Source organism: Albidovulum sp., from assembly GCF_008933605.1.
In the GTDB taxonomy this organism is placed as follows: Bacteria; Pseudomonadota; Alphaproteobacteria; order Rhodobacterales; family Rhodobacteraceae; genus Albidovulum.
Genome location: NZ_WBUS01000114.1, coordinates 1 through 10,205, shown reverse-complemented (window position 1 = coordinate 10,205; position 10,205 = coordinate 1). Strand labels below are relative to the sequence as shown.

Genomic DNA, 10,205 nt, shown 5'->3' with positions numbered 1-10,205 from the left:
TTCTACGACTTCTCCGGCCGGATCGTCATCGCGACCCTTCGGCAGGCCTTTCCGGAGATGGGACCGATCGACCTCCAGGACCTCAGGCGGGTGGATTTCACGCTGCCCACGGTCCACGGCGCCCTCGGGATCGCCTTCGACCGGAGCCGCGTCTCGGCCTCGAACCCGCACCAGCTGCTCGTCCTGATGGTGATCGCCGGGCTTCTCATGACGCTCATCGCCTTCTTCTTCCTCCGCAACCAGCTGCGCCCGATCCGCCGGCTCGCGCGCGCGGCGGAGGAGTTCGGCAAAGGCCGGATCGTGCCCTACAAGCCCTCGGGCGCGGTCGAGGTGCGTTCGGCGGGAAACGCCTTCCTCGACATGCGCGCGCGGATCGAGCGGCAGATCGAACAGCGCACGCTGCTGCTCTCGGGCGTCAGCCACGACCTCAGGACGCCGCTCACCCGGCTGAAGCTCGGGCTCGCGATGCTCGACGAGGACGAGGCCCGGCCGATGATGCGCGACGTGGATGACATGCAGCGGCTACTCGACGATTTCCTCGCCTTCGTGCGCGGCGACGCGACCGAGGAGTCGGCGGATCTGGCCGATCCCGTTGCCCTTGTCGCCGCCGTCGTGGAGGACGCGCGCCGCGCGGGCCTGGCGGTGGCCCTCCATTCGGTCGAGGGGCGGGGGGAGGCCATGCTCCGGGCGGGCGCGGTGCGCAGGGCGCTCGAGAACCTTCTCGGCAATGCCACCCGCTACGGCACCCGCGCCGAGGTCTCGGTCGCCATCCTGGAACGCGCAGTGCGCATCAGTGTCGAGGACGACGGCCCCGGCATCCCCAAGGATCGGCGAGACGAGGCAATGCGCCCCTTCACCCGTCTCGATGACGCGCGCAACCAGGACCGGGGCACCGGCACCGGGCTCGGCCTCGCCATCGCGGCCGACATCGCGCGCAGCCACGGCGGCACGCTCCGGCTCGGCGAGAGCGCGCGGCTTGGCGGGCTCAAGGCCGAGATCGTGCTGGCCCGGTGAGACGGTCAGAAGAGCGCCATGCCGAGCGCGACCCAGGCCGGCAGGGCCAGCAGGATCGCCGGCCCCAGCCACCAGCCGGAAACCCAGCGGGAGCCGTCGGCAGCCGGTTCGGACGGCGCGTCGGGCGGCTCGCAGCCTTCGAGCGGCGTCAATTCCTGCAGGTACCAATAGGCCAGGGCATCCGGACGCGAGAGATCTTCAGCGTCCGGACGCCGCGCGGCGTCCGACTGTTCCACCATGACGATATCCCTTCTGCCCGGGGGCAAGACTAGGGCGGTCGGGTTACCGGGGGATTACCGGCCGACACCTCTCGCCGGCCGCGCGCCTGGCTGGCGGCTCAGGCCGGCGCGGACACGAGCGGCCGGGCAGCGAGCCAGCTGGCGAGTGCCATGGCACCAGCCGTGGCCAGACACAGCGGCAGCCCGCCCGCCTGGTAGCTGAGACCGGAGAGCAGGGTGCCGATCAGCCGCCCCGCGGCGTTGGCCATGTAGTAGAAGCCCACGTCGCGGGTGATCCGGGCGGCGTCGCCGTAGGCGAGGATCAAGTAGGAATGGATCGAGGAATTGACCGCGAAGACGAAGCCGAACAGCAGGAGGCCCCCGATCAGGATCGCGGTCAGCCAGGGTGCCGGGCCGCCGGCCCAGAATGCCGCAAGGGCGAGCGCGCAGGGGATCGGCACCAGGAGCCCGGCCCAGAGCATCGCCTTGCGCGCGGTCTCGGCCTCCGGCTGGCCCCTGGCCCCCAGCAGGCGGGGGGCAAGCGCCTGCACCGCGCCATAGGCGATGATCCAGAGCGCGAGAAACCCGCCGATCAGGAAGAAGGCCTCGCGCCGCCCCTCGGCGGTGCCGTCTGAGAGGACGGACTGGAAATAGACGGGCACGCCCACCACGAACCAGACGTCGCGGGCGCCGAAGAGGAACATCCGGGCCAGCGACAGGCGGTTCACGCGCGGGTCCCTGGACCGCCAGCCGCCCCAGGCTTCTTCGGGTGTCATCCGCCCCGGCAGGCCGGCGGGCAGGAACCGGACGACAGCCAGAAGGATCACCGCCAGCACCCCGGCCATGCCCCAGACCGCCGCCTCGAACCCCGCCAGCGCGAGGAGCGCCGCGCCGAGGAAGAAGCCCAGGCCCTTCACCGCGTTCTTGGACCCCGTCAGAAGTGCCACCCAGCGGAAGAGGCCCCCGTCCTCCTTCGGTGCAAGCAGTTTGACGGCGGATTTCGAGGACATCTTGGCGAGGTCCTTGGCCACGCCCGAGACACCCTGCACCGCCATGACGAAGGCAACCGAGGCGGCGACGCCCCACGACGGGTCCAGTTGCGCCAGCGCCACCAGCGCCCCGATCTGGAGCGCCAGTCCGCCATGGAGCGTGGCGGCCAGGCCGAACCGCGCGGCCAGCCACCCGGCGGCAAGGTTCGTGACGATGCCTGCGGCCTCGTAGAGGAGAAACAGCCACGCCAGTTGCACCGGCGTGAAGCCGAGGGCGTTGAAGTGCAGGAGCACCAGCATCCTGAGCGCGCCGTCCGACAGCATGAAGGCCCAGTAGGCCGCCGTGACGGCGGCATAGGCGCGCAGGGGATCGGGGGTGCTCACATCGTCCCCGCGACCATCCGCAGGATGTCGGCCAGCCGGCAGGCATAGCCCCATTCGTTGTCATACCAGGCGTAGATCTTCACCTGGGTGCCATTGATGACCATGGTGGACGGTCCGTCGACGATGGAGGAGCGCGGGTCGTTGGTGAAGTCGCAGGAGACCAGCGGGCGCGTCTCGAACCCGAGGATGCCCTTGAGCGGGCCGTCTGCGGCGGCGGCGAAGAGGGTGTTGACCTCCGTCACTGTCGTCGCCCGCTCCACCTCGAAGACGCAGTCGGTGAGCGAGGCGTTGAGGAGCGGCACGCGGACCGCATGTCCGTTCAGCCGGCCCTTGAGTTCGGGATAGATCAGCGTGATCGCCGTGGCCGAGCCCGTCGTCGTCGGAATCAGGTTCATCAGTGCCGACCGCGCGCGGCGCATGTCCTTGGCGGGGCGGTCGACGATAACTTGCGTGTTCGGCACGTCATGGATCGTGGTGATCGAGCCGTGGCGGATGCCGAGGCTTTCGTGGATCACCTTGACCACCGGGGCGAGGCAGTTGGTGGTGCAGGAGGCCGCCGTGACGAGCCGCTGCGATCCGTCGTAGAGCTGGTGGTTAACCCCATAGACGAGGTTCAGCGCGCCGCCATCCTTGACCGGGGCGGAGACGACGACCTTCTTCACCCCGGCGGAAAAGTAGGGCGCGACCTTGGCAGCGGTCTTGAAGACGCCGGTGCAGTCGATCACGACATCCACGCCCAGATCCGACAAGGGCAGTGCCTCGATCGTCTTCGCATGGGTCAGGCGAATGGTCTGACCGTTCAGCACCAGCGCGCCATCCGCAACGCCGACCGGCGTGCGCCAGCGGCCGTGGACCGAGTCGAACTCCATCAGCAGGGCATGCTGTTCGGCATCACCGACAGGATCGTTCAGGAGCACGATCTCGCCGCCGGCACCGGTGTCGATGAGGTCGCGCAGGACAAGCTTTCCGATCCGGCCGAGGCCGTTGAGCGCAATGCGGGTCATGGGGTCAGGCCCTTGCCTCGGTATCGGTGCCGATGGCATCGACTCGGGATTGCAGCGACATCCGGCTGAGCGACCCGAAGGGCAGTTCGACGAAAGCCGCGATCCGGCGGCGCAGCGCGGCATAGGTCTGGGCGAAGACGAGCGCCTTTTCCGCGTCGGTGCCGGTCGCCTTCACCGGGTCCGGCAGGCCCCAGTGGCCGGTGATCGGCTGGCCGGGCCAGGGCGGGCAGTCCTCGGCCGCCGCCGTGTCGCACACGGTGAAAACGAAATCCATGACCGGCGCCCCGGGCGACTGGAATTCCGAAATGTGCTTGGAGCGCAGGCCCGAGGTCTCGTGGCCGTTGCGCCTCAGGATCTCCAGCGCGAATGGGTTCAACTCGCTGTTGGGGCGCGTCCCGGCGGAATGGGCCCGGAACCGCCCCTTGCCGAGGTCGCGCAGGAGCGCCTCGGCAAGGATCGAGCGGGCCGAGTTGCCCGAGCAGATGAAGAGCACGTCGAAATCGGTCGCGCGGGATATGGCCTGCATCGGGGCGGCATCCTTCCGGGAGGAGAGCAGGGGGGCGAGAAGGTCGGGCCGGGCGCGGCCCACGTCGAGGGCGAGATAGCCGATCAGCCCCTCGGTCGCGTCGAGATCGACCGCGTAGTAGAGCGAGCGGCCCTGCCGCTCCACGCCGACGAGTCCCGAGGCCGTCAGGTCGGCCAGGTGATGCGACAGCGTGTTCTGCTTCAGGCCAAGCGCCGTGGCGATCTCGGTCGGACGCACGCCCTGGGGGGCAAAGCGCATCAAGAGGCGAAAGACGGCCAGCCGGCCGGGATGGCCGAGGGTGGCGAAGGCGTGGGCGGCGCGATTCTGTTCCATACTTCCCGATTGCCGGAATCATTTGCGCGCGTCCAGTGAAGGTTCTGTGACACGCGCTCCCGTGCGTGGCGCGCGTCAGGCGCTCAGCACGAAGATCTGGTTCTGGAACGACGCCTTGAGCACCGCTTGGGCGGTCGTCTCGACATCGAGCGCCTCGCGCGCGAGGCGCAAGTGCTTCTCGACCGTGGCCGGCGTCAGGCCCATGATCGTCGCGATGTCCTGCGTGGTCTTGCCGTCGCCCACCCATTCGAGCGCCTCGCGCTGGCGCGGGGTCAGGGCGCGCCGGGACGATGCATAAGGCATGCAGGTGATCCTGAGGTGGGTGACGTTGTTGATGACGGTGATCTCGCGGCCGTGCTCGGCCCAGATCGCATCGACCTCGTGCTGTTTCAGCCCGGGGCGCGCGCACAGACCGATGGCGCCCTTCGCGCGCACCGAAACGTCGCGGAAACTGATCGAATAGCCGGCCCTCACGTCATGCCGGTGGTTGAGTTCGAAGATCCTCCGCTCGACCGGGGTCATCGTCCCGGCCTCGGCCAACTCGCCGATGAGCCGCCAGGAACAGGCGCCCTCGTGCGCGGCGGCCCACTTGACCATCGGCGCCTGCATGTAGAGGCCGCTCTGCACGAAGGCCGCGAGGTAATCCTCGGGATGATTGGAGAGCACCAGAACGTCCTCGGCGCTGCCGAATGAGTTCGATGTGCGGAACCGGGTGAAGCCGTAGAGGAGCCGCGAGAAACCGTACTCGGCCATCTTCGCGAGGTGCAGCGACCAGAGTTCCTCGATCGAATCCGCCTCGATTACACGCTCGAGGTGCGCGACAAGACTGACGCAATCCGTCATGGCCCGAATCCCGTCATCCGCGGCGCCCGGATGAGCCTGCGACAGCTGCGCCGGAGGCACGAGCGTACCGACGCGAAATCATCAATGGCGACATCATCTGTCGACAATCGCAACGAAACCATGGCTTCATCCCCGCCTCAAATTGCCACGCCCGCAGGTATATGTCGAGTATCGGTCTTTCGCTTTCCGCGTGGGGTGCTAGCAATGCGCTGGAACCGGCGGAGCGAGGGCGATGGACGGGATACGGTCGGATGTTGTGATCATCGGAGGCGCGGTCACGGGCGCGGCCACGGCCTGGTGGCTGATGCAGATGGCGCCGACCCTGAGGGTCACGGTGATCGAGAAGGATCCGAGCTATGCCCGCTCGGCCACCGCGCTCTCGGTCGCCTCCGTCCGCCAGCAATTCTCGAACCCCGTGAACGTCGAGATCTCGCGCTTCGGCGTCGACTTCATCCGCAATTTCGCCGAACGCATCGGCCCTGGCGGCGGGATTGCCTCGCTCGGGCTGAAGGAGAACGGATACCTGTTCCTCTCGGGCACCGAGGAGGGGGCGCGGACCCTGCGCGACCTGGCGGCGATGCAGCGCGGCCTCGGTGCCGCGACCGAGGTGCTGGACGCGGGGGCACTCGCCGCGCGCTTCCCCTGGATGCAGTTCGACGACGTGACGGCGGGCTCGATCGGTGCGCGCGACGAGGGCTGGTTCGACAACATGGGGCTTCTGAACGGCTTCCGCGCCGCCGCCCGGGCGCAGGGGGCCGTGTTCCTCGCCGACCGCGTGACGGGGCTGGAGCGCGCCGGCGACCGGGTCACGGCAGCCTTGACCGAGGGCGGACGGCGCATCGAGGGCGGTGCCTTCCTCTGCGCGGCGGGCACCGGATCGGCCGCGATCTGCGCCATGGCGGGCATCGACCTGCCGGTCGAGCCGCGCAAGCGCACGGTCTTCGTCGTCGATGCCCCGAACGCGCGCCACCCTGAAGCGCCCCTCATCATCGACCATACCGGCGTCTACCTCCGCCCCGAACACGGCGCCTGGATCACCGCGACCGTGCCCGACGACGACGGCCCCTGCGACCCCGACGACTGGGAGCCCGACCACGACCAGTTCGAGGACCTGATCTGGCCGCGGCTCTACAACCGCTCGGAAGGATTCGACGCGGTGAAGGTGCTGAGGCTCTGGGTCGGGCACTACGACTACAACACGCTCGACCAGAACGCGATCCTCGGGCGCTGGCCGGGTCACGCGAATTTCCACGTCGCGGCCGGCTTCTCGGGCCACGGGCTGCAGCAATCGCCCGCCGTCGGGCGCGGCATGGCCGAGCTGATCCTCGATGGCGGCTACCGCAGCCTCGACCTCTCGCCGCTCGGGCCCGAGCGGGTGCTGGAGGGGCGGCCGTTCCTGGAAAAGGCGGTCGTCTGAGCGGGCTCAGGGCAACTGCATGGCGCCGGGACCGGCACGGCTCGTCTCGCGCCGCGTCTCGCGCAGCGTGCCGTCCGTGTCGGAGGCGATGGTTTCCCGCGAGCAGCCGCGGCCCTGGTCGAGAATCGGTAGGCAACGTCTCGGCATCGCGGCCGCCGCGGTCCGCTCACAGCTTGTTCACGGGAACCTTGAGGTAGGTAGTGCCGTCCTCCTCGGGCGGCGGCATCTGGCCCGCGCGCATGTTGACCTGCAACGAGGGCACGATGAGCCTCGGCATCCCGAGCGTCCTGTCGCGCGCCTCGCGCATCGCCACGAACTCCTCCGCGCTGCGCCCCGCGCCGATGTGGACGTTGCGCGCCTTCTCCTCGGCGACGGTGGTTTCCCAGGCGTAGTCGTCGCGGCCGGGCGCCTTGTAGTCGTGGCCGACGAAGATGCGGGTGGCATCCGGCAGGCTGAGGATCTTCTGGATCGAGTTGTAGAGCATTTCTGCCGATCCGCCGGGGAAGTCACAGCGCGCGGTGCCGAAATCGGGCATGAAGAGGGTATCGCCGACGAAGGCTGCGTCGCCGACCACATAGGTCAGGCAGGCCGGCGTGTGGCCGGGTGTATGGAGGACGTGGCCCTCGAGCCCGCCGATGCGGAAGCTGTCGCCCTCTCGGAAGAGCCGGTCAAACTGGCTACCGTCGCGCTGGAACTCTGTGCCTTCGTTGAAGATCTTGCCGAAGGTGTCCTGCACCACGGTGATGTTGGCGCCGATCCCGATCTTGCCGCCCACCTGCTCCTGGATATAGGGCGCGGCGGAAAGGTGGTCGGCATGGACGTGGGTTTCGAGGATCCATTCGACCGTCAGGCCGACCGCCTTGACATGGGCGATGACCGCGTCGGCCGAATGGGTGTCGGTCCTGCCGGAGGCATAGTCGAAGTCGAGCACCGAATCGACGATTGCGCAGGCCGTGCCGGCCGGGTCCTTCACCACGTAGCTTATCGTGTTGGTCGCCTCGTCGAAGAAGCCCGTGACCTCGGGCCTTGCGCGCGCCGTCATCTCCGCCTCCGTCCGCAATCCTGCGGATGGTATAACCCGGAAATGTCATATAGCAAATTTTGAATGGGAATGGTCGCCGCCCGAGCCGGACGCAGCGTCGCGCCGCTCACCAGGCGAAGTTCTCGACGATCCCCGGCAGCATGGCGAAATCGGAGAACGCCACACGGTGCGGCAGTGCCGAAACCGGGGCCTTGCGATATCCCTCCGTGTAGAGGACGAAGGGCACCCGGGCATTGACGGCCGTCTCGGCGTCGATCTCGCTGTCGCCGACATAGATCATCGGTCCGCCACCGAGGCGTGCGTGGCTTGCGTGAAGCATCGCGGGGTCGGGCTTGCGCGTGGGCAGGCTGTCGCCGCCCAGCACATGGTCGAACACGTCCCGCAGGCCGACATGCGCGAGCGCCGCTTCGGCCGGCCGGAGGGGCTTGTTGGTGCAGACGGCCAGCCGGCAGCCGCCTGCGGCGAGGCGTACCAGGGCGTCAGCGACGCCGGGGTAGGGGGCATTGCCCTCCACCTCCGTCTCGTAGCGCGCGACGAGCGCCGTCTCCACCCGTTCGAAAAGCGGCCCGTCCGGGTCCTCGCCCGACGCGGCGAGGAGCTGGCGCACGAGGTTCGGGACGCCTTTGCCGACGAAGCTGCGCACCTGCGGCAGGGTGAGCGCCGGCAGGCCGAGCCCGGCCAGCACCGCATTCGACACGGCGAAGATCGCCGGCGCGGAGTCGATCAATGTCCCGTCGAGGTCGAAGATGACGGCCGGCGCCTTCACGCCGCCTTCCACTTGATCGAGCAGCCCATCGAGGGGACCTGGTCCGCCGGGCCGCGTCCCGTCGCGGCGACCTGCCGCATCGCCTCGTAAAGCTCGCGCCTTGCGCCCGGCGCCGCAGGCTGGCGGCCCGAGGCATCGAGCCGCCCGCGATACTGAAGCTCCAGACCCGCGTTGAAGCCGAAGAAGTCCGGTGTGCAGGCCGCCCCGTAAGCCTTTGCGACTGACTGGCTTTCATCATAGAGGTAAGGGAAGGGGAAGGCGTGTTTCGCCGCCTCCAGCCGCATGTTGTCGAAGCTGTCGGCGGGGTATTCGGTCGCGTCATTTGCCGAGATCGCCGCAACTCCGATGCCGAGCGCCTGCAGGTCCCGGGCATCGCGCACGATGCGGTCGATGACCGACTGGACGTAGGGACAATGGTTGCAGATGAACATGACGAGCGTGCCCTTGGGACCACGGACCTGATCGAGCGACCAGTCGCGGCCGTCGGTGCCGGGCAGGGTGAAGGCCGGGGCCTTCCAGCCGAAGTCACAGACGGGCGGGGAAACGGCCATGGTACCCTCCTTTCAGCGCCGCGCGGCTTCCGCCGCTGCGCGGATCGCCCTGATGTTCGCACCGTAAGGCGCTGGATTCGCGACAGAACCTCCGGAAAAGACCGCCGATCCGGCCACCAGCACATCGGCCCCGGCGGCGGTGACGAGCGGTGCCGTCTCGGGCGTGATACCGCCGTCGATCTCGACATGGATCGGACGGTCACCGATCATCCCGCGCAGGGAATGCACCTTGTCGATCTGGGAATGAATGAATTTCTGGCCGCCGAAGCCGGGGTTCACGGTCATCACGCAGATCAGGTCGCAAAGGTCGAGAAGCGGTGCCACCGCCTCGGCGGGAGTTCCGGGATTGAGGGCTAGACCCGCCTTTTTCCCTGTTGCACGAATGGCTTGCAGCGTCCGGTGAATGTGCGGACCGGCCTCCAGGTGGGCGGTGATGACATCGGCACCGGCCTCCGCAAATGCGTCGATATAGGGATCGACCGGCGCGATCATGAGGTGCACGTCCATGACCGTGGTCACATGACGCCGGATCGCCTTGACCAGCGGCGGGCCGAAGGTCAGGTTCGGCACGAAATGGCCATCCATCACGTCGACATGCACCCAGTCCGCGCCCTGCGCCTCGATGGCGTGGATCTCGCGTCCGAAATCGGCGAAGTCGGCCGAGAGGATGGACGGGGCGATCTTGATTGCACGGGCCAGGGTCATTTACGCGCTCCGGTTCGGTAGGGACGATGTAGGGCCAAAGCCGGGGCAAGGTCCAGCATCGAGAGGTCGATGCGCGGATTTGCCCCTGCCTGCAGGCATCGGAATTTTACATAATACTGCTTATCGGACTTTCTAGTGGATCACGGGATCAGGCCAGGCGTACCCCCCTTTGCCAGACGCCCCTGAGCTCGAGCCCATCCGAAAGATGCACGAAATCGGCCTGCCGCCCCGGTGCGAGCGCCCCCGACCGGTCGCCAAGCCCCGCGACGCGCGCCGGGACCGACGTCGCCATCGCCAGCGCCCGGTCGGCGGTCTCGGTGATCATGGCGTTGAGGCTGCGTGCCCGCTCCATGGCGCGGATGCAGGCTTCCGCCAGCTCGCGTGCCGAGAAGGTGCGCTTGCGCAGGCCGTCG

The 10,205-nt window shown here is 68.3% G+C and carries 13 protein-coding genes; 2 read left to right on the top strand and 11 right to left on the bottom strand.

Annotation, left to right across the window (positions count from 1 at the left end; genetic code table 11):
• Nucleotides 1-1,014: ATP-binding protein (locus F9K34_RS13835; protein ID WP_291337559.1), on the top strand; the 1,014-nt coding region annotated here is incomplete at its 5' end.
• A 5-nt stretch (nucleotides 1,015-1,019) separates the two neighbouring features.
• Here F9K34_RS13835 and F9K34_RS13830 read toward each other — a convergent pair.
• From F9K34_RS13830 to F9K34_RS13810, 5 genes are all read right to left on the bottom strand, one after another.
• A complete protein-coding gene (locus F9K34_RS13830) occupies nucleotides 1,020-1,253 on the bottom strand; it encodes a hypothetical protein (RefSeq protein ID WP_291337558.1) in 234 nt (77 codons plus the stop codon).
• 98 nt (nucleotides 1,254-1,351) lie between these two features.
• A complete protein-coding gene (gene arsJ, locus F9K34_RS13825) occupies nucleotides 1,352-2,605 on the bottom strand; it encodes an organoarsenical effux MFS transporter ArsJ (protein ID WP_291337557.1) in 1,254 nt (417 codons plus the stop codon).
• On the bottom strand, nucleotides 2,602-3,609 hold the full coding sequence (locus F9K34_RS13820) for an ArsJ-associated glyceraldehyde-3-phosphate dehydrogenase (protein WP_291337556.1): 1,008 nt from the start codon (nucleotides 3,607-3,609) through the stop codon (nucleotides 2,602-2,604). The genes arsJ and F9K34_RS13820 overlap by 4 nt, the downstream gene beginning before the upstream one ends.
• A gap of 4 nt (nucleotides 3,610-3,613) precedes the next feature.
• Nucleotides 3,614-4,468, bottom strand: a complete 855-nt coding sequence (locus tag F9K34_RS13815; protein ID WP_291337555.1) for a metalloregulator ArsR/SmtB family transcription factor — start codon at nucleotides 4,466-4,468, stop codon at nucleotides 3,614-3,616.
• A 75-nt stretch (nucleotides 4,469-4,543) separates the two neighbouring features.
• Nucleotides 4,544-5,311 (bottom strand): helix-turn-helix transcriptional regulator, encoded by a 768-nt coding sequence (locus F9K34_RS13810; RefSeq protein WP_291337554.1) that lies wholly within the window; start codon nucleotides 5,309-5,311, stop codon nucleotides 4,544-4,546.
• Between the two features lie 232 nt (nucleotides 5,312-5,543).
• On the opposite strand from F9K34_RS13810, the gene F9K34_RS13805 reads away from it, so the two are divergent.
• Complete coding sequence (locus F9K34_RS13805; protein ID WP_291337553.1) at nucleotides 5,544-6,728, top strand: NAD(P)/FAD-dependent oxidoreductase; 1,185 nt, start codon at nucleotides 5,544-5,546, stop codon at nucleotides 6,726-6,728.
• A 6-nt stretch (nucleotides 6,729-6,734) separates the two neighbouring features.
• On the opposite strand, the gene F9K34_RS13800 is transcribed toward F9K34_RS13805, so the two are convergent.
• The 6 genes from F9K34_RS13800 to F9K34_RS13775 form a co-directional block, all read right to left on the bottom strand.
• Nucleotides 6,735-6,875 carry a hypothetical protein gene (locus tag F9K34_RS13800; RefSeq protein WP_291337552.1) on the bottom strand — a complete coding sequence of 47 codons (141 nt, stop codon included), beginning with the start codon at nucleotides 6,873-6,875 and terminating at the stop codon, nucleotides 6,735-6,737.
• 19 nt (nucleotides 6,876-6,894) lie between these two features.
• Entirely contained in the window at nucleotides 6,895-7,770 is an 876-nt protein-coding gene (locus tag F9K34_RS13795; RefSeq protein ID WP_291337551.1) for an MBL fold metallo-hydrolase, read from the bottom strand.
• A 106-nt stretch (nucleotides 7,771-7,876) separates the two neighbouring features.
• Entirely contained in the window at nucleotides 7,877-8,536 is a 660-nt protein-coding gene (locus F9K34_RS13790; RefSeq protein ID WP_291337550.1) for a phosphoglycolate phosphatase, read from the bottom strand.
• Nucleotides 8,533-9,087 carry a thioredoxin family protein gene (locus tag F9K34_RS13785; protein ID WP_291337549.1) on the bottom strand — a complete coding sequence of 185 codons (555 nt, stop codon included), beginning with the start codon at nucleotides 9,085-9,087 and terminating at the stop codon, nucleotides 8,533-8,535. Before F9K34_RS13785 ends, F9K34_RS13790 begins: the two co-directional genes overlap by 4 nt.
• Nucleotides 9,088-9,099: 12 nt before the next feature.
• The gene (rpe, locus tag F9K34_RS13780; protein ID WP_291337548.1) at nucleotides 9,100-9,792 is read right to left on the bottom strand and encodes a ribulose-phosphate 3-epimerase; all 693 of its coding nucleotides are present in this window, start codon (nucleotides 9,790-9,792) and stop codon (nucleotides 9,100-9,102) included.
• A gap of 148 nt (nucleotides 9,793-9,940) precedes the next feature.
• The coding region (locus F9K34_RS13775) for an amidohydrolase family protein (protein WP_291337547.1) at nucleotides 9,941-10,205 on the bottom strand (265 nt) is incomplete at its 5' end.

Bases quoted from the DNA above. Each gene is read 5' to 3' on its own strand.
- F9K34_RS13830 (WP_291337558.1), bottom strand. From the start codon at position 1,253: ATGGTGGAACAGTCGGACGCCGCGCGGCGTCCGGACGCTGAAGATCTC.
- F9K34_RS13820 (WP_291337556.1), bottom strand. From the start codon at position 3,609: ATGACCCGCATTGCGCTCAACGGCCTCGGCCGGATCGGAAAGCTTGTC.
- F9K34_RS13815 (WP_291337555.1), bottom strand. From the start codon at position 4,468: ATGGAACAGAATCGCGCCGCCCACGCCTTCGCCACCCTCGGCCATCCC.
- F9K34_RS13810 (WP_291337554.1), bottom strand. From the start codon at position 5,311: ATGACGGATTGCGTCAGTCTTGTCGCGCACCTCGAGCGTGTAATCGAG.
- F9K34_RS13805 (WP_291337553.1), top strand. From the start codon at position 5,544: ATGGACGGGATACGGTCGGATGTTGTGATCATCGGAGGCGCGGTCACG.
- F9K34_RS13800 (WP_291337552.1), bottom strand. From the start codon at position 6,875: ATGCCGAGACGTTGCCTACCGATTCTCGACCAGGGCCGCGGCTGCTCG.
- F9K34_RS13795 (WP_291337551.1), bottom strand. From the start codon at position 7,770: ATGACGGCGCGCGCAAGGCCCGAGGTCACGGGCTTCTTCGACGAGGCG.
- F9K34_RS13785 (WP_291337549.1), bottom strand. From the start codon at position 9,087: ATGGCCGTTTCCCCGCCCGTCTGTGACTTCGGCTGGAAGGCCCCGGCC.
- rpe (WP_291337548.1), bottom strand. From the start codon at position 9,792: ATGACCCTGGCCCGTGCAATCAAGATCGCCCCGTCCATCCTCTCGGCC.